The sequence below is a fragment of the Arthrobacter sp. UYEF21 genome, from assembly GCF_040546085.1.
GTDB lineage: Bacteria > Actinomycetota > Actinomycetes > Actinomycetales > Micrococcaceae > Arthrobacter.
On sequence record NZ_JBEPNF010000012.1, the window covers coordinates 43,228 to 66,894 of the forward strand.

The 23,667-nt window shown below is 63.9% G+C and carries 21 protein-coding genes and 2 pseudogenes; 10 read left to right on the plus strand and 13 right to left on the minus strand.

From position 1 onward, the window contains the following. Positions 1 to 6: 6 nt before the first annotated feature. From ABIB27_RS13095 to ABIB27_RS13105, 3 genes and pseudogenes are all read left to right on the plus strand, one after another. Positions 7 to 390: a DUF1622 domain-containing protein gene (locus ABIB27_RS13095; RefSeq protein ID WP_354216151.1), complete on the plus strand. Its 384-nt coding sequence runs from the start codon at positions 7 to 9 to the stop codon at positions 388 to 390. Positions 391 to 413: 23 nt separating this feature from the next. Then, positions 414 to 649, plus strand: a pseudogene (locus tag ABIB27_RS13100) (HNH endonuclease signature motif containing protein); the annotation flags it as partial. A 240-nt stretch (positions 650 to 889) separates the two neighbouring features. After that, positions 890 to 1,564 (plus strand): YqjF family protein, encoded by a 675-nt coding sequence (locus ABIB27_RS13105; protein WP_354216152.1) that lies wholly within the window; start codon positions 890 to 892, stop codon positions 1,562 to 1,564. Between the two features lie 43 nt (positions 1,565 to 1,607). Here the strand turns inward: ABIB27_RS13105 and ABIB27_RS13110 are convergent, their stop codons facing one another. After that, on the minus strand, positions 1,608 to 4,064 hold the full coding sequence (locus tag ABIB27_RS13110) for a Tex family protein (protein ID WP_354216153.1): 2,457 nt from the start codon (positions 4,062 to 4,064) through the stop codon (positions 1,608 to 1,610). A gap of 142 nt (positions 4,065 to 4,206) precedes the next feature. On the opposite strand from ABIB27_RS13110, the gene ABIB27_RS13115 reads away from it, so the two are divergent. Further along, the gene (locus tag ABIB27_RS13115; RefSeq protein ID WP_354216244.1) at positions 4,207 to 4,503 is read left to right on the plus strand and encodes a hypothetical protein; all 297 of its coding nucleotides are present in this window, start codon (positions 4,207 to 4,209) and stop codon (positions 4,501 to 4,503) included. A 205-nt stretch (positions 4,504 to 4,708) separates the two neighbouring features. On the opposite strand, the gene ABIB27_RS13120 is transcribed toward ABIB27_RS13115, so the two are convergent. The 3 genes from ABIB27_RS13120 to ABIB27_RS13130 form a co-directional block, all read right to left on the minus strand. Next, positions 4,709 to 5,782: an alkene reductase gene (locus ABIB27_RS13120; protein ID WP_354254002.1), complete on the minus strand. Its 1,074-nt coding sequence runs from the start codon at positions 5,780 to 5,782 to the stop codon at positions 4,709 to 4,711. Positions 5,783 to 5,887: 105 nt separating this feature from the next. Then, on the minus strand, positions 5,888 to 6,484 hold the full coding sequence (locus tag ABIB27_RS13125; protein ID WP_354254004.1) for a PKD domain-containing protein: 597 nt from the start codon (positions 6,482 to 6,484) through the stop codon (positions 5,888 to 5,890). A gap of 372 nt (positions 6,485 to 6,856) precedes the next feature. Next, complete coding sequence (locus ABIB27_RS13130; RefSeq protein WP_354254006.1) at positions 6,857 to 7,495, minus strand: DUF6318 family protein; 639 nt, start codon at positions 7,493 to 7,495, stop codon at positions 6,857 to 6,859. Positions 7,496 to 7,797: 302 nt separating this feature from the next. Here ABIB27_RS13130 and ABIB27_RS13135 point away from each other — a divergent pair. The 5 genes and pseudogenes from ABIB27_RS13135 to ABIB27_RS13150 all read left to right on the plus strand — a co-directional run. Further along, positions 7,798 to 8,415 (plus strand): annotated as a pseudogene (locus tag ABIB27_RS13135) (radical SAM protein); the annotation flags it as partial. An 11-nt stretch (positions 8,416 to 8,426) separates the two neighbouring features. After that, a complete protein-coding gene (gene bsaP / locus ABIB27_RS19465; RefSeq protein WP_502909211.1) occupies positions 8,427 to 8,738 on the plus strand; it encodes a biotin synthase auxiliary protein BsaP in 312 nt (103 codons plus the stop codon). Then, positions 8,735 to 9,169, plus strand: a complete 435-nt coding sequence (locus ABIB27_RS13140) for a pyridoxamine 5'-phosphate oxidase family protein (RefSeq protein WP_354254008.1) — start codon at positions 8,735 to 8,737, stop codon at positions 9,167 to 9,169. Before bsaP ends, ABIB27_RS13140 begins: the two co-directional genes overlap by 4 nt. Positions 9,170 to 9,189: 20 nt before the next feature. Further along, complete coding sequence (locus ABIB27_RS13145) at positions 9,190 to 9,612, plus strand: very short patch repair endonuclease (RefSeq protein WP_354216158.1); 423 nt, start codon at positions 9,190 to 9,192, stop codon at positions 9,610 to 9,612. A gap of 230 nt (positions 9,613 to 9,842) precedes the next feature. Continuing rightward, a complete protein-coding gene (locus ABIB27_RS13150) occupies positions 9,843 to 10,253 on the plus strand; it encodes an Hpt domain-containing protein (protein ID WP_354216159.1) in 411 nt (136 codons plus the stop codon). On the opposite strand, the gene ABIB27_RS13155 is transcribed toward ABIB27_RS13150, so the two are convergent. After that, positions 10,226 to 10,990, minus strand: a complete 765-nt coding sequence (locus ABIB27_RS13155) for a response regulator transcription factor (RefSeq protein WP_354216160.1) — start codon at positions 10,988 to 10,990, stop codon at positions 10,226 to 10,228. The two genes, ABIB27_RS13150 and ABIB27_RS13155, sit on opposite strands and share 28 nt — an antisense overlap. A 100-nt stretch (positions 10,991 to 11,090) precedes the next feature. Between ABIB27_RS13155 and ABIB27_RS13160 the strand changes: the two genes are divergently transcribed. Further along, positions 11,091 to 12,746 carry a sensor histidine kinase gene (locus tag ABIB27_RS13160; RefSeq protein WP_354216161.1) on the plus strand — a complete coding sequence of 552 codons (1,656 nt, stop codon included), beginning with the start codon at positions 11,091 to 11,093 and terminating at the stop codon, positions 12,744 to 12,746. Positions 12,747 to 12,774: 28 nt separating this feature from the next. Here the strand turns inward: ABIB27_RS13160 and ABIB27_RS13165 are convergent, their stop codons facing one another. The 8 genes from ABIB27_RS13165 to ABIB27_RS13200 form a co-directional block, all read right to left on the minus strand. Beyond that, positions 12,775 to 14,037, minus strand: coding sequence for a 5-methylcytosine restriction system specificity protein McrC (locus ABIB27_RS13165; RefSeq protein WP_354254010.1), 1,263 nt, complete (start codon positions 14,035 to 14,037; stop codon positions 12,775 to 12,777). Positions 14,038 to 14,149: 112 nt separating this feature from the next. Then, positions 14,150 to 16,384, minus strand: coding sequence for an McrB family protein (locus ABIB27_RS13170; RefSeq protein ID WP_354254012.1), 2,235 nt, complete (start codon positions 16,382 to 16,384; stop codon positions 14,150 to 14,152). 73 nt (positions 16,385 to 16,457) lie between these two features. Beyond that, a complete protein-coding gene (locus tag ABIB27_RS13175; RefSeq protein WP_354216163.1) occupies positions 16,458 to 16,697 on the minus strand; it encodes a PLD nuclease N-terminal domain-containing protein in 240 nt (79 codons plus the stop codon). A gap of 106 nt (positions 16,698 to 16,803) precedes the next feature. Further along, on the minus strand, positions 16,804 to 17,220 hold the full coding sequence (locus ABIB27_RS13180; protein WP_354254014.1) for an acyl-CoA thioesterase: 417 nt from the start codon (positions 17,218 to 17,220) through the stop codon (positions 16,804 to 16,806). A 104-nt stretch (positions 17,221 to 17,324) separates the two neighbouring features. Beyond that, on the minus strand, positions 17,325 to 19,256 hold the full coding sequence (locus tag ABIB27_RS13185) for an ABC transporter ATP-binding protein (protein WP_354216246.1): 1,932 nt from the start codon (positions 19,254 to 19,256) through the stop codon (positions 17,325 to 17,327). 155 nt (positions 19,257 to 19,411) lie between these two features. Beyond that, positions 19,412 to 21,145 (minus strand): ABC transporter ATP-binding protein, encoded by a 1,734-nt coding sequence (locus ABIB27_RS13190; protein WP_354254016.1) that lies wholly within the window; start codon positions 21,143 to 21,145, stop codon positions 19,412 to 19,414. Between the two features lie 260 nt (positions 21,146 to 21,405). Further along, a complete protein-coding gene (locus tag ABIB27_RS13195) occupies positions 21,406 to 23,028 on the minus strand; it encodes an MFS transporter (RefSeq protein ID WP_354254018.1) in 1,623 nt (540 codons plus the stop codon). 10 nt (positions 23,029 to 23,038) lie between these two features. Beyond that, positions 23,039 to 23,515, minus strand: a complete 477-nt coding sequence (locus ABIB27_RS13200; protein ID WP_354254020.1) for a MarR family winged helix-turn-helix transcriptional regulator — start codon at positions 23,513 to 23,515, stop codon at positions 23,039 to 23,041. Positions 23,516 to 23,667: the final 152 nt, after the last annotated feature.

Here is a 23,667-nt window from a genome sequence, read left to right on the forward strand (position 1 = left end):
AGCACGATGGATTTTCAGCACATCATTGAAGCCGTGGGAAGGTACATGGACTTCGCCGGGGTGGCCGTGATGGTCATCGGTGCAGCTGTATCGATTCCCATGGCTTTCCGTGGTTACCAGCCCCGAAAGCTGCCCGCCGGGGCTGAAAAACTGACGGTCTACCGCGCCTACCGGCAACTGTTGGGACGATCCATACTGCTGGGCCTTGAGCTCCTAGTGGCTGCTGACATCATTCGTACCGTGGCCGTAACCCCAACCTTCGAGAGCGTCGGAGTGCTGGCGATCATCGTTCTCATCCGTACGTTCCTGAGCTTCTCGCTGGAGCTTGAAATCACTGGCCGCTGGCCGTGGCAGAAGGAAAGTGCCCAGCCCCCGCGTGTAGAGGCCTAAGCTGCCCTTCTTTTGTCAGCCTCGCCCTGATGGGCATGACGGACGAGCCCGCCGTGCTGGACCGGAAGGGCCGATCCCGCCGTCCATGGCCCGGCAGCTGATCGCCGACTCCTTCCCCCGCGTCCTGACCGATCCGCGCGACGGGGCACCGTTGGAGATCGGCCGGACCAGCTACTCGCCTGGGAACCGCGGAAACACTGGCGTGGCCCATCCCGGCCAGCCCTGCTGCAAACATCACCGGATTCGGTACACCACCGGATGATCGCCCACTTCCGCCAGCAAAGACGACCACAGGTCAGGATCTTGGTCTGCCACTTCCCCGGGGTCCTCTTCCGGACTGGTAGCAAAGTCTGCTTGAGTAAACAGCAGGCTCCGGTTCGGGACCATCGGGAACCGGAGTTCCGTATCAAGCAGGAGCAGAAGGGAATGTGGGATGAATACCCCGTTGAGCGCGCCCGATCTCTGGCCACAACCGCCAGAATTGCCCGGTCCCATTATCATGGACCAACGTTGGACTGATGCCTTGTTCCTGCACTGGCGTCTGCCCGTTTCGACGGCGGCAGCATTCATGCCACCCGGTGTTATGCCCGATGAATACGACGGTTCGGCCTGGGTGGGCCTGATAGGTTTCCGCATGAGGAAGGCAGGACCCGGCAGTGGTTCCCCAGTACCCTACTTTGGGGATTTCAACGAGATCAATGTCCGTCTCTACTCCCGCGAACCGGATGGCACTCGGGGTGTGGTCTTCCTGAGCCTGGATGCGAACCGCCTGGCCGTGGTTCTGGCAGCGAGGGTAGGCGGAATCCCCTACGTCTGGTCGCGTGCGGGTTTCAGCCAATCGCGAGCGGACGGGTCCACGGGCTACTCCGTCCGGCGGTTCGGGCAGGGGGCGCGTAGCGACTTCGCAGCAGTGCCGGAGCCGCACCAGGCGGCCAGCGATCCACTGTCAGTTCACCTGACCGCGAGGTTCGGCCTCCACACCAGATTCCGCGGCCGCACACTGTACATTCCGAACACTCACGCGCCCTGGCCCCTGCACCCGGGAAAGGTGACCCTGCTCGACGACGGACTCATCAGCAGCGCGGGAATCCATGTGGCCGGACCGCCCGAATCCGTCCTGTTTTCTCCCGGAGTCCGGACCCAGTTCGGCCGGCCCCGGGTGATAGGAACGTAGCGCCCGGACCTGTTCCGAGAGAGCAGTACCACCGCCGCCCGAACTATTTGCCCAGACCAGCCTTCCGCAGCGCCTCGGCCATAGCCGTACTTACCGGCCCCGGCTCCGGCGTCGACTTTGAAATTGGTGTATCCGGGTTCCCACCCGACTGCCTCGCCGCACCCTTGCCACGTTCGTGGCGTGTGCGTTCCCGACCGCCACGTTCCAGAGAGTTGCCTACCGGCCGCCCACCGGCCGGCGCACCCCTGTCCGGCCCCACAGCCGCTGCACGTGTCCGGGGAGGTGACAGTTCGTCGTCGAGCCGCAACGTCAGTGAAATCCGTTTGCGTTCCGGGTCGGCTTCCAGCACCTTCACCCGCACCACCTGCCCTGACTTCACTACTTCGCGCGGGTCGGAGACGAACCGGTTCGCCAAGGCAGACACGTGAACGAGGCCATCCTGATGCACCCCCACGTCCACAAAGGCGCCGAACGCGGCCACGTTGGTCACCGTCCCTTCGAGCACCATGCCGGGCTCCAGGTCGGAGATCTTCTCGATGCCCTCGGAAAAGGTCGCCGCGGCAAATGCGGGGCGCGGGTCCCGGCCGGGCTTGTCCAGCTCCGCCAGGATGTCCTGCACCGTGGGCAGGCCAAACGTCCCATCCACAAAGGCGCGTGGGTCCAGCGACGACGCCGGCGCAGCCCCGGCCGCCCCCAGGATCTTGCGGGCAACGGCGTACGACTCAGGGTGCACGCTCGAAGCGTCCAATGGCTCCGCTCCCCCGGTGATCCGCAGGAAGCCCGCGCACTGCTCAAAGGCCTTGGCTCCGAGCCGGGGCACTTTCTTCAGTTCACTGCGTTTGGCGAACGGTCCGTGCTCGTTCCGGTAGGCCACAATGTTTTCGCTCAGCGAAGGCCCGACACCGGCCACGCGGCTCAGCAGCGCGGGGGACGCCGTGTTCACGTCCACGCCCACCGCGTTGACACAGTCCTCCACCACCGCGTCCAGGCTGCGATCCAGCTTCGATGCGGTGACGTCGTGCTGGTACTGCCCCACCCCGATGGATTTGGGGTCGATTTTCACCAATTCGGCGAGCGGATCCTGCAAGCGCCGGGCGATGGACACCGCACCGCGCAGGGAAACGTCCATGCCGGGCAGCTCGGCCGCGGCCAGCGCCGACGCCGAATACACCGACGCCCCGGCCTCGGAGACCACAAGTTTCTGCGGTTTCTTCTCAGCAGCCGGCAGCATCTTAATCAGTTCCGCGGCGAGCTTGTCCGTCTCGCGGGACGCCGTGCCGTTGCCGATGGCCACCAGCTCAACGTTGTGCTTCCGGGCGAGACCGACCAGAGTTGCCAGTGCCTCATCCCATTTCCGGGCCGGCGCGTGCGGGTACACGGTGTCCGTGGCCACTACCTTGCCCGTGCCGTCCACAACGGCCACCTTCACGCCGGTCCGCAGCCCCGGGTCCAAGCCAAGAGTCGCGCGGTTGCCGGCGGGTGCGGCCAGCAGAACGTCCCGCAGGTTGGCTGCGAAAACCCGCACAGCCTCATCCTCGGCGGCGGTGAACATCCGGCTGCGAAGGTCGGCGGTCAGCCGGGCAAGCACCCGCGAGCGCCAGGCAAGCTGCGCGGTCTGCATCAGCCAGGCATCTGCGGGACGGCCGCGGTCGGCCACCCCGAGGCATCTGGCCACCGCAGCCTCGAAACGCGATTGCGCAGCGGCGAGGGCGTCGTCGTTAGTAGGATCGCCCTCCGCGAGATCCAGTTCCAGAACGCCGTCCTTCTCACCACGCAGCAGTGCGAGCACGCGGTGAGACGGCATTCCCGACGGCACCTGCGCGAACTCAAAGTAATCGGCGAACTTCTGCCCGTCAGCCTGCTTGCCCTTCTTTACGCGCGACACCATTCGCCCCTGGGTCCAGAGCCGCTCCCGCAGGTTGGCGGCAAGGTCCGGATCCTGGGCCACCCGCTCCACGAGGATGGACCTCGCGCCGGCGAGCGCGGCCGCGGCGTCGTCAATGGAATGCTCGGCGTTCAGGAACTTGGCTGCCTCGCGCTCTGGATCCAGATCGGGCCGCTTCAGCAGCGACGCAGCGAGCGGCTCCAAGCCAGCTTCGCGTGCGATCTGTGCCTTGGTGCGCCGCTTGGACTTGAACGGAAGGTAGATGTCCTCGAGCCGGGACTTCGTGTCCGCGGCCAGGATCGATGTCTGCAACTCGGCGGACAGCTGGCCTAGCGCGGCGATCGCCTCCAGGACAGTACGACGGCGGTCCTCGAGTTCGCGGAGGTAGCGCAGACGCTCGTCGAGTTCCCGGAGCTGGGTGTCATCCAACGTCCCGGTGGCTTCCTTGCGATACCGGGCGACGAACGGGACGGTGGACCCGCCGTCGAGCAATTCCACGGCGGCTTTGACCTGCCAGGTCTTCACGCCGAGCTCAGCGGCGATCTGGGCGTGGATGGCGCTGTCCGGAGTTTCCGCGGACGTGGGTTTGGACGGGGCGTGCGGGAGTTGGGTCACCAGAACATTTTGCCTTACCGGCCTGACCGTCTCCAGCGGTGCCGCTCAGACAGACTCGACTGACCGGCTATTCCGCTCCGGCCTGTGAAGTGCTGTAGTTGATATGCCGTCACCGTTAATTACTCTCGAGGAAGAGGACACCATGCGGGAACTGCTCATCGTTTTTCAGGACGGATTCGACGAGGCCAACATCACCGTCATGGTCAACGGCAAAGAAGTCCGCCGCGACGAGGGCGTCACTACCAACCCTCTCCTGGGGGAAGCGTTCGAAACGTCCATCGAGTTGCCCGCAAAAGGGGCGCAGGTGGGGGTGGAAGTGACTAACCGTGGCCTCAAAGCCATCACCAAAGTCAGCGGAAAGCCCAAGAGCCTGCTTGTTTCCATCCAGGACGACCAGCTCGTCATGCGCGAAGGAACGGGCCGCGAAGCGTTTCTGTAGACCCCTAGCAATAGTCCATTCGCTGGAGTATCCTAGCGTTACCGCTCGGCTTTCACGAGCCCGAGCGGGCCAACTTTTGCAAAAAGAGCCAAACAGCCGTCGGATGGCTTTGGTTCAAGCTGCCGGGACAGCACACCGAGCAGCCAACGACGGCGGCACCCAAAGCCGGGTGCCGCCGTCGTCGTTTTATTCGGGTTTGGGACCGCTACTGGCCGCTGTGCACCGGATAATCCGTGTAGCCAGCAGAGCTGTCTGCGTAGAACGTGGAGGGGTCCGGTTCATTGAGGGGAAGGTTTTCCTTCCAGCGTCGCGCGAGGTCCGGGTTGGCAATGGCGGGCCGTCCCACCACCACGGCGTCGGCGTGGCCGTTGGCCACCAGACTCGCCGCTTCCTCCCGGGTGGTCACGGTGCCGAAGCCCGAGTTCACCAGGAAGGCGCCGTTGAAGCGCGCCCTGAGGTCCTGGACCAATTCACTGGTCGGCTCGTGGTGGAGGACGCTGAGGTACGCGAGGTTTAGCGGGGCAATGCTATCCACCAGCACCTCATAGGTGGCGCGGACATCGGCCGCGTCTACTTCGGCGATGCCCTGCACGTTGTGCTGGGGCGAGATGCGGATGCCGACGCGGCTGGCGCCCAGCGCGGAAACCACGGCGTTGACCGTTTCGATCACAAAACGGGCCCGGTTCTCCGGCGAACCGCCGTAGCTGTCGTCACGCAGGTTGGAGTTGGGCGCCAGGAATTCGTGCAGCAGGTACCCGTTCGCCGAGTGCAATTCCACGCCGTCGAAGCCTGCTTCGATCGCGTTGAGCGCACCGGTGACGATCTCCTGCATCACGACGGGCAGTTCGTCGCTGGTCAGTGCGTGAGGCATGGGGTACGGCTTCTTACCGGACGGGGTTCGGACTTCGCCGTCAATGGCGACCGCGCTCGGAGCAACAAGGGTATGGCCGCCGGTGATGTCCTCATGGGACACCCGTCCGCCGTGCATGACCTGTGCAAACATCCGGCCGCCCTCGGCGTGGACGGCATCGGTGACCTTCTTCCAGCCCGCGATCTGCTGTTCCGTGACCAGTCCGGGCTGGCCAGGGTAGGAGCGTCCGGCGGGGCTCGGGTAAGTGCCTTCGCTGACGATCAGGCCCAGGGTAGCGCGCTGGCGGTAGTGCTCCTCGAGTAGCGGTCCAGGCACACCCTCCTCGCCCGCACGCAGGCGGGTCAGCGGCGCCATGACCAGGCGGTTGGACAGTTCAAGCTCGCCGAGAGCCAAGGGGGAAAACAGCATGGGCAGTTCCTTTCGCAGGGGAATTGGTACTGCTGGGCCCAACTTGTGAGCGTCCGCATCTATTCCGGGCGAGAGCGCCGTCACTTCAGCGTTGGACCTGTGGGGCTACTTGTCCGATGCCACACCTGGACAACCCTGGCCCTGCGGGTTCTGGTTGCAGTCGTCGGCGTAATTCCGGGTGATGGAGCGCCAGACGCTGATGGTCTGCGGCGGCGTGCTGAACTGTCCTTGGCCGGGGATAGGCAACGGGGGTCCGTCGTTCACGGAGTAGGTGCCCTGGAATGAAGTCGTGAGAACTACTTGGAAGTCGCCCGTTTCCGCATAGACGTGGCTGGTCCGAGTTTTCACACCCCAGCGGTCCTGCGGCAAGGGCCCACCCATGGAAGGCTGCGGGCCGAACACGGTGCCGTCACCGTAGTTCCAGGTGTACTGGACCGGGGTGGCCACGACGTGCACCTTCTGCCCGAACATCGTTACGTCAAATTGCTGCTCCGCGGCGTCTGCATAGAAGTTCGTTTCGGCGCCGCGGAGTGTATGCGGGCTGGGCTGGGCGACGACTGTTCCGGCGTCGATCGGGAGGCTCTCGAACTGCTTTTGGATATCTGCAGCTATTCGCGGCAGAAGGTCTTCCGGTTGAGGGTCGTAAAGGCAGGTAGGTCCTGAATGGATGGCCCATACAGCGCCAGGAACACCTCTTGGCATGGAATACCAGATAACGGGAATGCCTTCTTGGCCGCCCGGCCCGTTCCGGCATTCAATTTGATAACCTAAGCACACTGAGTCGAAGTCGCCGTCGCCAAGGTGACACTGAAGCTCGTACTTATAGTTGTTGGGGTCGGTAGATACTGTCCCGGCCAGCTGTTTTGTGAAGTCGCCGCTTACGGCGTCAGGACGCCACCCTATAATTTCCGCGCTATCCGCAGTCCACCGACCCTTCAGAGGCGGTACACCATTTGCGGGCGGTTCAGAAGAGGGTAGGCGGCCTGCTACAGCCCAGCCCGACGGAGCGGTAGAGACAAGTATTCCGCATATGGCGACGACGAGGGCCAGCCGACGAAGCGATGGAGCCACCGTTCAGCCCACGATCGGCTCGATGGTGTTCACGAACCATGATCCATTCTTGAAGACCACCAGCATGAGGCTTCCGGAGTCAGTCGTTTTCGGCTCTGTACTGTCCAGCGAGCCATCGGCGTCGTAGTACGACATGGCTTCCTGCGATACCTGCACCGCGACTTGGTAGTTGCCATCAGCGGCAACCCGGAAAGTTGTGGAAACGGCAGGTACACGTACTCGGCCTCCCTCCAACCACCGACCCTCGCTGTGCCACCCGCGTTGGACCTCCTTCGCACGTTCACACATGGTGCAATCGGTACTCGTGATGGCCGAAATTTGGTTTGTATCGCCGGTTTCATAGCCATAAGTCAACAGCTCAAACCAATACCGGGCGAACGCCTCCAGCCCTTCCTTCGTCTCCGTCTTCGCGACGTCCGGAAGTACCGGCACAGGCACGTTCTGGGCGCGGCCGCTGGCCGAGGCGGGCACGTAAGCCGGAGCTTCGGTCGGAGTCGGCGTAGGACCGGCAGTTGCCGTCTGGGTTGCGGACGGCGACTCGGTTACCGTTCCGCCGGGCTCGCCCCCGGTATTGCAGCCGGAAAGCGCCAGGGCAGCCGCCGCAACAGTGGCGGCCAGTACCAAGCGCAACCGCCGGGCCATAAGAGAGTTGTGCGATGTCATGGGCAGCTAATCCCCCGATAGTTTCAAGACGCTTCGCTCCGAACAATGACTTAAGGGTAACCCAGGACACATCGGAGCGATCAAAGTTATCCACAGCCTCCCCGCCAACGGTTCCACCACTCCGCGGGAGCTATACGAAGTCACAGACAACCTGGCTGCACTAAAGGCCTTGGGCAGCGAATGTGACAAAGCAATTACGCACGCGGTCAACAAACAGTCCCTGTCGCCCTTGTAGAAACCCCACAATTTCCCTTGCTTCCAGCCGAACTAGCCTCAGCGGGATCGTCGCCGCCGTCCGCGGCCCCGACATCAAACTGATGAACCAGATCAAATTCGCGATCGACCGCATCAGCGAAGCCGTGGACATCAACATCGCCTGCTCCCTGGGCATGCTCACCCAACGCCAGGTCGACCTGCTCGCTGAGTGTGGCGTGCACCGCTACAACCACAACCTCGAAACCGCCCGCAGCTACTTCCCCGACGTCGTCACCACCCTCAGCTACGAGGAACGCCTGGAGACCTGCAACATGGTCAAGGGCGCCGGCATGGAACTGTGCTGCGGCGCGCTGATCGGCATGGGCGAGACCCTCGAACAACGCGCCGAACTCGCCGCCCTCGAACCCCAAGAAGTCCCGCTAAATTTCCTCAACCCCAGGCCCGGCACCCCGCTGGAGAACCAGGCCCTGATGGACGGCAAGGACGCCCTCCGCGCCATCGCCGCCTTCCGCCTGGCCATGCCGCGGACCGTGCTCCGCTACGCCGGCGGCCGCGAACTGACGCTCGGCAACGCCGTCATCGTCGGCAACTACCTCACCACCCTCGGCCGCCCCGCCAACTCAGGCCTCAACCTCCTCGTGGGACTCAACATGCCCATCAAGGAACCCCAGAAGTCACTATGAGCCCGGTCCCAATGCCCTCAACCACCGGCGCATCCACGCAGGATTCGGGAAGCTCAATCAACAGTGACTATTGCGGGCACTGCGGCGGGGCGTCCGACGGCGGTGCACCACCGCCGTCGGACCCGCACCGGCAGTGCGAGGTGCTGCTGCAGCTGGAACCCCCGCGCTACTGCGCCACGTGCCGGCGCCGTATGAAAGTCCAGGTGACCCCGCTGGGTTGGTCGGCGGACTGCTCACGTCAAGGACGGCTGGAAATGCCCTGCAACGAATTCCTCCCCAAACCTAGAATTCTTCTACCGAACGTCGAACAATGGTTCGTATGATGTTCCCCCATGCAGACGGCAACCCGGTCCTGGAACTCGACGACAAGGAATCCTGGCAACTTCTGGATGCAACCAAGCATGGCCGGATAGTAGTCTCCGTCGCCGGCGAACCGGACATTTTCCCCGTGAATTACGTGACGTCAGGCCGGAAGGTCTACCTCAGGACGGCGCCCGGAAACAAGCTCGCCCAGCTCACCATCAACTCCAAGGTGCTCTTTGAAACGGACGGCATCCTGTCTGATGAGGCCTGGTCCGTTGTGCTCCGGGGAACTGCGCGGGTCCTGACCCACTCGGCGGAACTTGACGCCGTTAACGCGCTGGAGCTCAAGACCTGGGTCCCCACACTCAAGGACTTCTACGTGGAGATCGTGCCCACGTCGGTCAGCGGCCGCCACTTCCAGTTCGGAGAACAGCCGGAGCTCGAACTTTAGGAGCTCCTTAGACTGGAACCATGGCGGACAGGCTGACGCCCGAGCAGCGGAGCTGGAACATGTCCCGCATCCGGGGCAAGAACACCAAGCCGGAATTACTGGTGCGCCGCCTTCTGCATGCCAAGGGCTTCCGCTACCGCCTGCACGGCAAAGCCGGCAAAGTCCGCCTGCCTGGAAACCCGGACCTGGTCTTCGCGGGGCGGCGCAAGGTCATCTTCGTCAACGGCTGCTTCTGGCATTTGCACGACTGCCGGGTGGGCCAGCACGCCCCCAAAGCGAACGCCGCTTTCTGGGAAGCCAAACGCGCGCGGACCCGGGATCGGGACGCCCAGCAGCGCCGCCAGTTGGAGGCTGCCGGCTGGCAGGTCCTGACCGTGTGGGAGTGCGGCCTGAAGGACGGTTCTGCCCTCGAAGCCCAGCTTGTGGAGTTTCTCGGCGCCTAGGAAGCGCTTGCCCGAAGTTGAGCCAATCTTGAGCGTTTGCCCGCGCCCGAATTGATCGGCACCAGCGAAGATGACTGCTACAGCAAAACCCGCAGTCTCCCCAAAAAACCCCCAATCTTGGCTCCGAACTGCCACAGGACAAGGGAAGAGATCTACTCTGAAGATGACGACGGACCCACGCTGCCGCCCCAGTTTTCTGGAGTGGCAGGACCAAAACGGAAAGGACAGAAATGGCTCCCTCCGACGATGCTGGGCGGCCCTTGGTGGATCCTTCCGTCCTTGACCGGCTCCGTAACGAACTGGATGAGGACGAAGGCTACTGCACCGTTTTCGTGGGCAACTTCATCGATTACTTACCGGTCCGGATCGGCAAGCTTCGCCTTGCCTTGACCACCGGAGACCTCCCGGGCGCCGTGGACGCCATCCTCAGCCTCAAGACGTCGAGCCAAATGGTCGGCGCCGAGCGGCTGGCGGGGCTGGCAATAGACCTCGAACGTTGCATCCGCGAGGACGCGCCCCGCGAGGAGCCCTCGGTTGCGCTGCCCCGGCTGGCCGCCGACTACCTCCGGCCCATCAACCTGTGCTGCCGCCAGACGCTTAACCGTTTGGAGGCTCAGCGCTCCGCGGGCGCCAGCCGGTAGCCGACGCCCCGTACGGTCTGCAGCCAGCGGGGACGCTGCGGTGAATCACCGAGCTTCTTACGGAGATTTCCCATGTGGACTTCCACCGAACGTTCATCTGCCTCGCTGATGTAACTGCCGACGTCGTAATCCTCCTCCCGGAGGCGACGCACCAGATCCGATTTGGTCCGGACAGTCCGTCCCGCCTCGAGCAGGGCGTAGAGCAGCTCAAACTCTGTGCGGGTCAGGTTGAGTTCTTGGCCGTCCACACTGACCGACCGCGACGAGTACGTCAGATCCAGGCCGTTGTGGCTGTAGCGGCCATTTCCCGTCCCGGCGTCGGCTGGCTGATCGGCTTCGGGCGCGTTTGCCCCAGGGTCCGGGAGTGAACGGGGCCGGCGCATCATCGCCGCGATCCGAGCACGGAGCTCCCGTGGGCGGAACGGCTTGGTGAGGTAGTCATCAGCCCCGGACTCAAGACCGATCAAGGTGTCCAGTTCTTCCGCCCGTGCCGTAAGCATCACGATGTAGGCGTCAGAGAATTCCCGGATCTGGCGGGAGACCTCAAAACCGTCAATATCCGGCAGCCCCAGATCTAGCGTGATGACATCAGGATTGAGCGTTTTTGCCGCCAAAACTCCTTCAACGCCGCTAGCGGCGACGCTTACTTCAAACCCAGCCTGGGTCAGGACCGCGCGGACCAGCTCACGGATATCCTGGTCATCCTCGATGACCAGGCCCACTCGTGCTTCACTCATACAAGCCCCCTCAGCCAGCTTGACAACGTGAGAAGTATAGCTCGGTGCCGATACTCTGTTGGTATGCGTCTCACAACCCTGACACTCCTGGCCGTCGTACATGAGTGAGCCAAAGGCGTGGGCATCGGGCCGCCACCGGTTATTTCGACGGCAGTTCGACGAATACCGGCTGACCGACAGGGTAGTTCTGAGCCAGGCGCCGCTGTTCATCACCACGCTACTTACAGCGTTCCTGATGTGGGCGTTTTTCCCAGGGACAATGGACAATCCGCTCTTTGTGGCCTTCCTGGCCTCTCAAATGGCCATCATGGCACTGTGCTATCTGGTGCCATGGGACCGGCTGCCCTACACCAGCTTCCTGGCCATCCCGCTGCTGGACTTTGCTTCCATCGCGGTGGGCCGGGAGGGCGGGCAGGAGAGCCTGACCGGACTCAGCCTGTTGGCGGTCTTTCCGGTCATCTGGCTCTGCGCCTCAGGCTACTACCCAAGGCTCTCGCTATGGTTGTCTTTCCTCGGGCCGCTGGCAATCATCTGGGTCCCCCTGTTCATCGACGGAAACGTGTCCGGTCCCAGTCTGGCCAAATCTCTGCTTATCCCCGTGATGATGCTCGGAATCGGAGTATCGGTCAGCGTTCTCACCCTCAGCATGATGCGCCAGCAGCGGACCCTGGAGGAGAAGGATGAGCAACTGCAGGCCAGCCTGCTCTGCGCCCAGCGGCAGGAGGCACTTCTCAACTCCGTCCTGGACACCGTTCACCTGGGCGTCCTGGCCGTGGACGCGGCCGGCCACGACATCCTGATGAACCGTAAACAGCGGGCCAACCATGAACTGGCCCGCCCCAAGGACATCGATGATCCGAACGAGTCGCAACTGCTGGTCTTCGCCGCTGACCGCACCACCCTGGTCCCTGTGCAGGATCGGCCGGTGCGCAGGGCTGTGCTCGGTGAAACTTTCACGGACTACCTGGTCTGGCTGGGCGCCGGAAAAGAACAGCGGGCCATCACCACCAGCGCCCGCGCCATGACGGACTCGGACGGACAGTTCGCGGGATCCGTCATTGTCTTCGGCGACGTGACGGACCTCGTGAATGCCCTGGCCGCCAAGGACGAATTCGTCTCCAGTGTTTCCCACGAGTTCCGGACACCCCTGACATCCATCCTGGGCTATGTGGAAATCCTGCTGGAGGACGACCCCAGGGAGGACCAGCTCGAACCGCTGAATATCATCCGACGCAATTCAGAACGGCTCCTCACCCTCGTTTCCGACCTGCTCGCAACCAGGAACGGCCAGCTGATCGTCACGCCGCACGCCGTGGACGTGGCCGAACTGGTGCGCGCCAGTGTCTCGGCCGCGATACCCAAGGCCGACGCCGCCCGCGTGGTGCTCAAAGCCGACGCACCGTTCCGGCTGGACGCCCATGTGGACGGCCCCCGAATCTCGCAGGTGCTGGACAACCTCGTGTCGAACGCCATCAAATACTCGCCCGACGGCGGCAGTGTGGTGGTGACCCTGGCGCAGGAAAACGGCCATTTGGCTTGCCGCGTCAGCGACACCGGCATGGGCATGAGCAGTGAGGACCAGGCCGAAGTGTTCGCCAAGTTCTTCCGGACCAGCAGCGTGCGCCGGACTGCCATCCCCGGGGTGGGGCTGGGGCTGTCAATCAGCAAAGCCATTGTGGACGCCCACGGCGGCACCATCCAGGTGGACAGCGAGCTGGGGCACGGCACCACGTTTACGTTCCGGGTGCCTGTGTAGGTTCTCGACAGGCTCGATCACCGGGGGTCTAGTCTCCCGGGCGGCCCGTCCGGACTAATTCTCCCCAAGACTGCCGCGCCAGCTCCGCCACTGCAGCAAGAATGTCCGCCGGCGGCAGGGACAGATCCAGCGGAAACTCCACAATGTCGATGTCTGTGTTGAGTATCCGCCGCAACTTCACCTCCCCGGCTCCTGCATAGATGAGCCAGGCGGTGGGCACACCGAGGGCCGTACAGTGGGCGAGCATCTGATAGTGGTCTGCGGTCAGGGACGCTCCCAGGTCCGTGGCGGCCTTGTATTTGGCGTTGTAGACCACTACAGGGCGTCCGCCCAGCAGGTGCACGGCATCCGGGCGCACCGAGAGCCTGTCGGTGTCGTGAACGGCCTCGCTGAGGAGCGCGTTGTAATGGAGCCGCATCTCCCCCGGATACGCCGCCATGGCCTCTCGGAGCGCCGCGCCCACGAAGTCCCCAAACACCTGCGCCATGTCCACCACGAACGATGCCGTGTGCTGCTTGCCGTGGCCGGCCTCGGCGGACGCGTTCCGTAGGATCAGCCCGGCGAGGCGCAGCACCGAGTGGTAGCGGACGTTCATCCTGTTCGGTGTCCACGGCGGCAGCGGCGCACCAGCCGGAAGGCGGGTGACGGCGTCGAGCTTTCCCTTGAGCTGGCGCAGGCGGCTCAGCACCTCAGGGCGGACGCGCGGGACCTGGCCCATGTGCTCCAACGCCGCGCGCAGGATCCGGTTTTCGGCGATGTCCTCGGTGAACCCGTCGTACGACACTTCCAGTGGCACCAGCATGCCGGGGCGGCGGGAAATCTGGTCCGAGATCCGGATGCGGCCTTTGACGGTGCGGAGGGACTCATCCACGGTCCGGTAGCCCTGAAGCACACCACGGCCCAGGGCACGCTCCGCCAACTGGGCCAGGGACTCCGCCAGCGCGCTCCAGAGTTCGCAGTCCTCGGCCGCCGCCACTGAATCAGGCAGGAAACCCTGGTTGCCGGCGTAGCTGAGGAGGAAGAGCAGCCGGCTCAACCCCAGCCGGTCCTTTGGCCGGACGTCCAGCTGCATGGTGGCAGTGCGGACTGACCCCACTTTGCCCACGGGCTCGATCCGGTAGAGGCCCATGCCCATGGGCGAGGCCTTGGCCAGGCCGCTGGCGTTCAGGAAAGCCGCGCTGGCAGCGTCGAGCCGGTCCACAACGCGGCCGGACAGCTCGTCGAGGACCAGGTGTTTTGTGCCCTTTGCCCGGCCGCCGTGCACCGGCGCCTGCACGGGCTTCGCTGGCAAGCGCCTGGCTGACTGGTGCTTGGCTGGCAACTGCTGAGCCGGCGCGGGTTCAACTTCCCCCAGCCGCCCACCTAATCCCGGCTGAGCCGGGAACCGCCTAGCCGGCGATCCCTTAGCCGGCAGCAAAGCGTCCCAGCAGCGGCTCCAGCCCGAACCGTTCCTCCAGTTGCGCCCGCGTCAATTGGCCGTGGTATTGCTCTTCGAGCAGCGGCATGAGCTCGTACTTCCAGATCCGGCGGAGCCCGGCCGGTGTCTGGGCAGCGGGCTTCATGAAGTACGACGGGCCGATCATCAGGTCCCGGTCCCACTCGTCAATGGCGGCGTTCAGCGCATCGAGCAGCAACGCCGGCGTGGTGTCCAGCTGCCGCGCCTGCAGGAACCGCAGCAGCGTGCCCTTCACAGGTTCGGTCTGCGGATGCAGTTCGATGAAGGCGAACCGGCGGCGGATGGCGGCATCCATCATGGCGATGGACCGGTCAGCAGTGTTCATGGTGCCGATGATGTACAGGTTGTCCGGCAGCGTGAACGGCTCGTTGGGGCTGTACTGCAGGTAGATCCGGTCATCGCGGTACTCCAGCAGGAAGTACAGCTCGCCAAACACCTTGGCCAGGTTGGCGCGGTTCATCTCGTCGATGATGAGGAAGTAGGGCTTCTTTTCGTTGCCGGCCTTCGCGGCTTCCTCAGCCAGGCGGCGCAACGGTCCCGCCACGAGCTTGAAGGACACCTGCCCCTCGTCCGTCTTGTCCGGCCGGTAGCCTTCGAAAAAGTCCTCGTAGGCGTACGACGGGTGGAACTGCACCAGCTTCACCCGCTCGTCGGTACTGTCCTGCGCGAGCTCCGCCGCAAGGTGCTTGGCCAGGTACGTCTTACCGGTTCCGGGCGGACCATAGAGAACCAGTTGGCGGTTCTCCGCCAACAGTTCCGCGATCTCCTGCAGCGGTTCGAGGTCCATGTGCAGCGAATCCGCGAAGCCGCGGCTCAGCGGGCGGAAGCCCTCCGGCACAGGGACGACTTCGACGGCGGCCGTGGCGGGGTCGTCGTCGTCCGGTTCCGCCTCGCCCGGGACGAGCGCCTGGAGCGCCTGCACCACTTTGGTGACATCCACGATGATCCCGGCCGTGGCCAGCTGGCGCTGGACGTGACGGGGCAGGTCGGCCGTGGCGTGGCCCTCGTCGTCGAGCCAGCGAACCTTGCGCCGCATTTGCCGGTTGTCCTCGTTGTGCTCTGGCTCGCCCAGAATCACGCCCAGCCGCACCGTGCCCGAGTTCTGGTACAGGACAAGGTCACCCGGCTTCATGACCGTCAGGAAGGCGAAGACCGCGGTCTTGGTGTCCTCCCGCTCCACATAGCCCAGGTGTTTGTAGTCCTCGTCCACCGCGTGCTGCACCAGCCCGGCAGTCACGCCTGGCTCGAGGTGGCGGAGATGTTCCACGTCGAGCGTCACCTTTCCCTCGTCCTGCCACGCGGTGAGGAGCTCGGCGTTGTCGCTGTGGGTCCGCGGCAGCCAGGCCCGACGGCCGGGGTCCCCGACTTTGCGCCACTGGCTGACCAGCTGGCGGGCGTACCAGTCGATGCGCTGGCCGGCCTGTTCGTCCAGGTGCTGGCGGATCCGCTGGATGTCCGCAGTGATGTCCTCGTCCGAATCCCCGTTGGCGCCGCCCACCAGGGAAGCAAACGCGTCACGGATTTCGCGGCGTTCGACGTCGGCCACCACCGGTTCGAAGTAGCTGGGCCAGGCGAGGTACTCGATGCTGCGGCGGATGGCAGGCTGGTCGTCCGGGGTGCCTATGGCCAGCTCGTGGAACTTCAGCGGGTCCTTCAGTGCCTTGGTGATTGCGGCCGGAATCTGCTGGTCCACATGCTGCACAAACCGGCAGAGCCATTTGAGGTGGTCCCAGATGGTCCAGTTGAATTCGGCGGTGCGGTCCCTGATCACGCCGTGGTCCGTCATGCCCTTGTAGAGTTCCTCGGGCAGTCCCAGTTCAGGCTCCAACCAGGACGCGGCTTCAGCCACGCGGGCACGCTTGACCTTGAGCGACTTGACCTCGTGGGCCAGAGGCAGCGACTGCAGGAAGAGCAGTTCGACTGCGAGCTGTTTAGCTTCGCGCGACGCATCCTCGAGGTTCTGCCGGAGGTTAGTCATCATGGGAGCCTTGGCGTCCGCCACTCCCCGCTCCAGGCGCTCCAGCAGCTCGGCTGCGGCCTCCGCCGTCCAGGTCAGGGTGCGGCTGTCCAGGGCCGAGGGCTTACCCTGCAGACCCGGTCCCAGCACAAACCATGCCGCGTCCTCGATCTCCTTCGAGACTCCGAGGGCGCGGTGCATTGCAGTCTTCGGGGCAGGGGTCATGGCTTCAAATTTACAGGCTCAAGCTGAGCTAGTGCTCCACGGTCCCAGCACGCGGGGAGGCGGCCGTGAAGCCCTATGTCATGGCTTCAGGCCGCTTGCGCCCCAGAACGAAGTAGCCGATGGGTCCGATGAAATTGATCAGCGCGGCCATCCGCCAGGCCGCCTTTGGCCCGTTGATCTGGTCCGCCGGGCGCTTGCTGATGTCCCGCTGGGCGGCCAGCATCAGCGATCCCTGCGCGATTCCGATGGCCACGAAACTTGCCCGTGCCGCCGGTGACATTTCCTTCCAGGTCTTTTTGGTTTTCTTGGGCATGCTTAAGCTCCTTAGTCGTCAGTCCCAGTCTCCGGTGTGCGCCCTGCCCGCGCAACGGATTCAGGGTATGTGTGCAGGGTGTTGGTGTGGGGGAAATCTACCCAGCTCAAAAGGTGAAAGGCGCCATCCGCCCCTTTTGCTCCGGGGTCAGGCGCAGAATACGCCCGGACGCCTCGTCCACAAACGCCAAATGGCTGCTGGCGCGCACGCAGTCCTCCCGGGTGACCGGGTCCTGCACCACATAGTGAATGTCGAAGCTGGCGCCCTTCACTGCACCGATCCAGACCTGGACCACGGCCGGGACGTTGCGGTATTCGAGGGTCTTCACGTAGCGGATCTTGTGGTCCACCACCAGCGCCAGGGTTCCCTCGGGCACCGCGTTGAAGAGGGCCACTTCAGGTTCGATCCCGGGCAGGCCGGTGCCCCGTGGCGGCCCGAACGCCGCGATCCGCGCCTCCTCCAGCATCCGGACAATCTGGACGTTGTTGATGTGCCCGTAGGCGTCCATGTCCCCCCAACGCATCGGGACCAGAACCTCGATGCGCCGGGGCTCGGAGTTGCTCTGACTGCCTGCGGTCAGGGGAACTGCTGCTGTGCCGTGGCCGTCGGCCCCGGCGCCCTGCGCGCTCAGCTGTGTACCGCCGTCGAATCGTCCACAACGGTTTCCCCCACGTCGGAACCTGCGAACTGGGACATGTACAGCCGGTAATACGCACCTTCGGCGGCCAGCAATGTCTTGTGGTTGCCCTGCTCCACGATCTGGCCGTCCTCCATTACCAGGATGGTGTCGGCGTCCCGGATGGTGGAAAGCCGGTGGGCGATCACAAAGCTTGTGCGGTCCGTCCGCAGCGCCGCCATGGCCTTCTGGACCAGCAGCTCCGTGCGCGTATCCACGGAGCTGGTGGCCTCATCCAGGATGAGCAGTGACGGGTTGGCCACAAACGCGCGGGCGATGGTGATGAGCTGCTTTTCACCAGCGCTGACGTTGTTGCCCTCCTCATCGATCACTGTCTCGTAGCCATCCGGCAGTGCGCGCACAAAGCGGTCCACGAATGTGGCCTTCGCCGCCGCCAAGACCTGCTCTTCCGTGGCGTCCAGGTTCCCGTACCGGATGTTGTCGTAAATGGAACCACCGAACAGCCAGGCGTCCTGGAGCACCATGCCCACTTTGGACCTCAGCTCGGAGCGGCTCAGCTTGGTGACGTCCACACCGTCCAGGGTGATGGACCCTGAATTAAGCTCGTAGAAACGCATTACCAGGTTGACCAGGGTGGTCTTGCCGGCACCCGTGGGACCGACGATCGCCACGGTGTGCCCGGGCTCGGCCGTGAAGGACAGATTTTCGATCAGCCTTTTGTCTTCGGTGTAGCTGAAGGTGACGTTTTGGAACTCCACGTGCCCGTCGGTCTGGGCCGGCAGGTGATCGGTGGCGGTCTCGGGGTCCTGCTCGTCGGCGTCGAGGAACTCGAAGACGCGCTCGGAGGAGGCAACGCCGGACTGCAGCATATTGGCCATGCCGGCCATCTGCCCCAGCGGCTGCGTGAACTCGCGTGAGTACTGGATGAACGCGGTGGCGTCGCCGAGCGACATCGAGCCCGAGGCCACCCGGAGGCCGCCCAGCACTGCGATACCCACGTAGCTGAGGTAGGAGACGAACTGCATGACCGGAAAGATCATGCCCGAAACAAACTGGGCGCCGAAGCTGGCCTTGTACAGGGCCTCGTTGCGTTCTTCGAATCGTTCCAGCATGTCGGCGTCACGGCCGAAGACTCGCACCAGGTCGTGGCCGGAGAAGGATTCCTCAATCTGGCCGTTGAGTGCGCCGGTGTTTTTCCACTGGGCGGCAAAGAGCTTCTGGCTGCGGGAGCCGATGATGCCGGCGGCCACACCGGAAAGAGGAAGCGCAATCAGGGCGATAAGCGCGAGCTGCCAGGAGACGATGAACATCATGATGACAATGCCGATGACGGTCAGGAGGGAGCTGATCAGCTGCGCGAAGGCCTGCTGCAGGGCCTGCTGGACGTTGTCGACGTCGTTCGTCACCCGGGAGAGGACGTCGCCGCGCTGGCGGGTGTCGAAGTAGTTCAGCGGGAGCCGGTTCAGCTTCTTTTCTGTGTCGTCGCGGAGCCTGCGGATCACCTTCATCACGATGCGGTTCAGCACGTAGCCCTGCAGCCACAGGAAGATGTTGGCCACGAAGTACATCAGCAGCACGATGGCAATCAGCACCGAGAGTCTCTGGAAGTTAATGCCCGTGCCGGGAACAAGCTCCATCCGCGACACCATGTCCGCGAAGTTGTCCTGCCCCTGCTGGCGCAGCCCCTCAACGAACTGTTCCTTGCTTGCGCCTGCGGGGAGCTGCTTACCCACTACCCCGCCGAAGATCAAGTCCATGGCCTGGCCCAGGATCTTGGGCGCGATGACGTTCAGGACCACGGAGACCACCACCAGGGCCACCACGGCGTAGATGCCGGCGGCTTCGGGCTTCAACAGGCCCAGCAGTCGCTTGGCGGACGGCCAGAAGTGTTCGGCTTTCTTGGCGGGCACGCCGCCGAACATGTCACCGTCGGCCTCGGAGGGCTTGTATTCCTCCTCGAACGATTCGTCCTCCTCCAGGAGTTCCTCGGGGGTTGCGGTGCCTGTTGCGGTGGCAGTTGTCTCGGTAGTCCCGGTAGTTTCGGGGGCAGTGCCCGTTGAGACATTCTTGGCGGCACTCATGCCATTTCCTCCACGCTCAGCTGGGATTCAACAATTTCCTGGTAGGTGGGGGATGTTTCCAGGAGTTCCTCATGCGTTCCGCGGTCAACAATCCGGCCGTTGTCCAGCACCAGGATCTGGTCCGCCTCGGTGATGGTGGAGATTCGCTGGGCCACGATGATCACGGTGGCGTCTGCGGTGGTCCGCTTCAGCGCGGCGCGGAGCCTGGCGTCCGTGGCCACATCCAGTGCCGAGAACGAATCGTCGAAGAGGTACACCTTGGGTTTGGTGACCAGGGCGCGGGCGATGCAGAGCCGCTGTCTCTGGCCGCCGGAGACGTTGGTGCCGCCCTGTGCGATGCGGGAGTTCAGGCCGTTTTTCTTCTCGCGGACAAAGTCTTCGCCCTGGGCGATGTGCAGCGCGTCCCAGAGTTCCTCATCCGTGGCTCCGGTCTTGCCGAAGCGCAGGTTGTGCTCGATGGTGCCGGAGAAAAGGTACGGCCGCTGCGGGACCAGGGCCACGCGTTTGGTGATCTCGGCCCGGTCCAGGTTGCTGACGGAGACGCCGTCCAGCAGCACCTCGCCCTCGGCGATGTCGTAGAGGCGGGGCAGCAGGGACAGCAGCGACGTCTTGCCTGCGCCGGTGGAGCCGATGATGGCCACCGTCTCGCCCGGCCTGGCGGTGAAGCTGATGTTGCTCAGCACCGGTGATTCGGCACCGGGGTAGGCAAAGGTGACGTTCCGGTACTCCACCACACCGGCCAGCGTGGCCGGCGTTTCGGGATGTTCGGGATCGTGGATGGAGGGTTCGACGTCGAGCACTTCACCGATGCGGTCCGCGCAGACTGAGGCGCGCGGGATCATCATGGCCATGAATGTGCCCATCATGACCGCCATCAGGATCTGCAGCAGGTACTGCAGGAAGGCAGTCAGGGCCCCTACCTGCATCTCGCCCGAATCCACGCGCTGGCCGCCGAACCACAGGACTGCGGCCGTGGAGATGTGCAGGATCATGCCGATCGCAGGGAACATCAGGACAAACAGGGCCCCGATCTTCAGGGAAACATCAGTCAGGTCCTTGTTGGCAACACCAAAACGGTCGGTCTCAAAGGGTTCGCGGACGAAGGCGCGCACCACCCTGATGCCGATGATCTGCTCGCGCAGCACGGCGTTGATGCGGTCAATCTTCTTCTGCATGGTGCGGAAGAGGGGCATCAGCCGGACCACCAGGTAGCCCACCACCAGGATCAGCACGGGCACGGAGACCCAGACCAGCCACGACAGGTTGAGGTCCTCGCGCAGCGCCATGATGATGCCGCCAATGCACATGATGGGGGTGGCCACCATAAAGTTGAGGCCCATCAGCACCAGCATCTGGACCTGCTGCACATCGTTTGTGCCGCGGGTGATGAGCGTGGGAGCACCGAAAATGTTGACGTCCCTGGCGGAGAAACTGGTGACCTTGCGGAACACCCCGCGCCGGAGGTCGCGGCCCACAGCCATGGCCGTTTTGGAACCGTAGTAGACGCCGGCGATGGCGGCGCCCACCTGCCCAATAGCTACCAGGAGCATCACGGAGCCGGTGCGCCAGATGAAGTCCGTGTCTCCGCGGGAAACACCTTCATCGATGATCTGGGCGTTAAGGCTGGGCAGGTAAAGAGCTGCGATGGTGGACGCCAGCTGGAAAACAATGACGGCCACGATGTACGGCGTATACGGCTTGGAGTAGCGCCGTATGAGGGTGAGAAGCATGCCCACGGATCCTTTAGGGAAAGAGCGCGAAATGGTGGGATAAGTAGTAGCAGCAGAGGCTGACATTTCTTAGCCTGTCTACTCTACAAAATCCGTTGCCCGGGCGAAACATCTGCGGGAAAAATCATCCCACCGGAGTACTGGGCCGTCTTTGCCCCGCGCATCTCCCTTAACGGCTGCTTGAGGCCCTGTTTGCAGGGCCTCAAGCAGCCGAGGGGGTCAGCACTCGGGAGTTGCCGCTCAGGTGGTTGCCGCCCAGGTCAGCGGTTCACGGAGGTAAGTTCCGGCGTCGTACGTTCTGCGTTTGCGTCCGGCTGGACTTCCGATTGGCTGTCCGGCTGGACCTCCGGCTGGATGTCCACCGTGCTCCGCAGCGGGCGTTCCTTGATGAACAGGACCGAAAGCAGTGCCACCACTGCCACGCCGGCGGAGATCAGGAAGATCTCGGCGGTGGCATCACCGTAGGCGGCGCGCATGATTTCGCGGACCGGTGCCGGCATGTCGACGAGGTCCATGCTGGCCCCGCCAGCGCCGCCCGACACCGGGATGCCGGCCGCCGCCAGACCCTGCGTCGCGAGTTCGGTGACCCGGCTGCTGAGCACAGCGCCGAGAACGGCGACGCCGATCGCCCCGCCAACCGACCGGAAGAAGGCCACAGACGCGCTGGCCGTTCCGATGTCCGAGGCGCGGACCGTATTCTGGACAGCCAGCACCAGGTTCTGCATCAACATGCCCAGTCCCAGGCCCAGGATGGCCGTGAAGATCCCGGCCTGCCACAGTTCGGTGGTGTGGTCCATGGTTCCTGCAAGGCCCAACCCGCCGATCAGCAGGATGGAACCACCGATCAGGTAGCCCTTCCATTTGCCGGTGCGGCTGATCAGGAGCCCCGAAACTACGGAGCCGGTCAGGTTGCCGGCAATCATCGGCAGGGTGAGGAGCCCTGCCTCGGTGGGGGTGGCGCCGCGGGCCACCTGGAAGTACTGGCCCAGGAAAGTGGTGGAGCCGAACATCGCGATGCCCACTGCAACGGAGGCGAGGATGGCCAGCGCGGTGGTGCGTTCGGAGATGATCTTCAGCGGGATGATGGGCTGCTCTACTTTGGATTCAACCAGTACCAGGAGGGCCAGCAGCACAACGCCGCCGCCCACCATGGCGGCCGATTGCCAGGAGACCCAGTCGTAGTAGGCGGGGTTGCCAGCGAACGAAACCCAGATCAGCAGGAGGCTGACGCCGGAGGTCAGCAGGATGGAGCCGAGCCAGTCGATCTTGGCAGGGCGTTTGATGTGCTGGATCTTGAGGGTGACCTGGAGCAGGATCAGCGCGACGACGGCGAGCGGCACGCAGACGAAGAACGTCCAGCGCCAGCCCAGCGGGCTGTCCACAATGAATCCGCCGAGCAGAGGTCCGCCGGCAGTGCCAACAGCCATCACGGCTCCCATGTAGCCGGAGTATTTGCCGCGGTCGCGGGGCGGGATCATGGTGCCGATGATGGACTGTGCCAACGCGGTGAGCCCACCCATGGCGACACCCTGGATCACGCGGGCAGTGAGCAGCAGTGGGATGGTCTCGGAAAGCCCGGCCATCACCGAACCGGCCACGAAGATGACAATGCTCAACTGGACCAGGAGCTTCTTGTTGAAGAGATCAGACAGTTTGCCCCAGATGGGTGTGGTGACGGCGTTGGCCAGCAAAGCGGCCGTGATCACCCAGGCGAAGTCCGTCTGGGTGCCGTGCAGATCGGACATGATGGTGGGCAGCGCGTTGGCCACGATGGTACTGCTCAGGATGGCGGTAAAAAACGCCGCCAGGAGTCCGGTGAGGGCTTCCATGATCTGGCGGTGGGTCATTGCCACGGGTGGTGCGGCGGTTGGCTGGCTGGACATATCAGTGCTCCTAAAGGTTCGCGGTGATGATGGGTCCGGCCGTCGCTGCCCGGGCTGATTGTTTGAGGGAATCGGAAAGTTTGCCCAGGCTCCGTGCTGCGTCTGCGGCGTCTTCCTGGCTCCAGTCGCTGAGATAGTGCTGCAGGGTTTCCGTGCGGTCCTCTTCGATCTGGCGCAGCTTCTCCACGCCCGCAGGTGACAAGGCAACCAATTGGGCCCGGCCGTCCTTGGGATCCTGCCGCCGGATGACATAGCCCTGCTCTTCAAGGTCCGCTATGTGGCGGCTGAGGACGGGGGCGCCGACCCCGAGCCGCTCCGCGAGGTGCGTAGCGCGGGATTCCCCCTCCCCCACATACCTGAGTACCCCCTGCAGCGCTACCCCGGTGTCCTGTCCGCGGAAGCTCGCCGCGGCAACGCAGCGGACCACCCTCTGGAGGTCAAAGATGCGGTAGACCAGGTCCGCAGCGGTGTCCGGCGCAAGTGCCATGATGGGAATCTCCTCAGTTGTTGCCTGAAGCAACTATATCTTAAATGGTTGCTTAGGGAAACTAAGGAGGCAAGTGAGGCCCCCGATCCTTACGGAAAGGGGGCCTCAGGAGTTGTTCTGCGCTGCCGCGGAGCGGATTTTTTTTGCTGTCC

Excerpts from the sequence above, each read along its gene's own strand:
- ABIB27_RS13095 (WP_354216151.1), top strand. The coding sequence starts at position 7 with ATGGATTTTCAGCACATCATTGAAGCCGTGGGAAGGTACATGGACTTC.
- ABIB27_RS13105 (WP_354216152.1), top strand. The coding sequence starts at position 890 with ATGGACCAACGTTGGACTGATGCCTTGTTCCTGCACTGGCGTCTGCCC.
- ABIB27_RS13115 (WP_354216244.1), top strand. The coding sequence starts at position 4,207 with ATGCGGGAACTGCTCATCGTTTTTCAGGACGGATTCGACGAGGCCAAC.
- ABIB27_RS13120 (WP_354254002.1), bottom strand. The coding sequence starts at position 5,782 with ATGCTGTTTTCCCCCTTGGCTCTCGGCGAGCTTGAACTGTCCAACCGC.
- ABIB27_RS13125 (WP_354254004.1), bottom strand. The coding sequence starts at position 6,484 with ATGCCAAGAGGTGTTCCTGGCGCTGTATGGGCCATCCATTCAGGACCT.
- ABIB27_RS13130 (WP_354254006.1), bottom strand. The coding sequence starts at position 7,495 with ATGGCCCGGCGGTTGCGCTTGGTACTGGCCGCCACTGTTGCGGCGGCT.
- bsaP (WP_502909211.1), top strand. The coding sequence starts at position 8,427 with ATGCCCTCAACCACCGGCGCATCCACGCAGGATTCGGGAAGCTCAATC.
- ABIB27_RS13140 (WP_354254008.1), top strand. The coding sequence starts at position 8,735 with ATGATGTTCCCCCATGCAGACGGCAACCCGGTCCTGGAACTCGACGAC.
- ABIB27_RS13145 (WP_354216158.1), top strand. The coding sequence starts at position 9,190 with ATGGCGGACAGGCTGACGCCCGAGCAGCGGAGCTGGAACATGTCCCGC.
- ABIB27_RS13150 (WP_354216159.1), top strand. The coding sequence starts at position 9,843 with ATGGCTCCCTCCGACGATGCTGGGCGGCCCTTGGTGGATCCTTCCGTC.
- ABIB27_RS13155 (WP_354216160.1), bottom strand. The coding sequence starts at position 10,990 with ATGAGTGAAGCACGAGTGGGCCTGGTCATCGAGGATGACCAGGATATC.
- ABIB27_RS13160 (WP_354216161.1), top strand. The coding sequence starts at position 11,091 with ATGAGTGAGCCAAAGGCGTGGGCATCGGGCCGCCACCGGTTATTTCGA.
- ABIB27_RS13170 (WP_354254012.1), bottom strand. The coding sequence starts at position 16,384 with ATGACCCCTGCCCCGAAGACTGCAATGCACCGCGCCCTCGGAGTCTCG.
- ABIB27_RS13175 (WP_354216163.1), bottom strand. The coding sequence starts at position 16,697 with ATGCCCAAGAAAACCAAAAAGACCTGGAAGGAAATGTCACCGGCGGCA.
- ABIB27_RS13180 (WP_354254014.1), bottom strand. The coding sequence starts at position 17,220 with ATGCGTTGGGGGGACATGGACGCCTACGGGCACATCAACAACGTCCAG.
- ABIB27_RS13185 (WP_354216246.1), bottom strand. The coding sequence starts at position 19,256 with ATGTTCGGCGGCGTGCCCGCCAAGAAAGCCGAACACTTCTGGCCGTCC.
- ABIB27_RS13190 (WP_354254016.1), bottom strand. The coding sequence starts at position 21,145 with ATGCTTCTCACCCTCATACGGCGCTACTCCAAGCCGTATACGCCGTAC.
- ABIB27_RS13195 (WP_354254018.1), bottom strand. The coding sequence starts at position 23,028 with ATGTCCAGCCAGCCAACCGCCGCACCACCCGTGGCAATGACCCACCGC.
- ABIB27_RS13200 (WP_354254020.1), bottom strand. The coding sequence starts at position 23,515 with ATGGCACTTGCGCCGGACACCGCTGCGGACCTGGTCTACCGCATCTTT.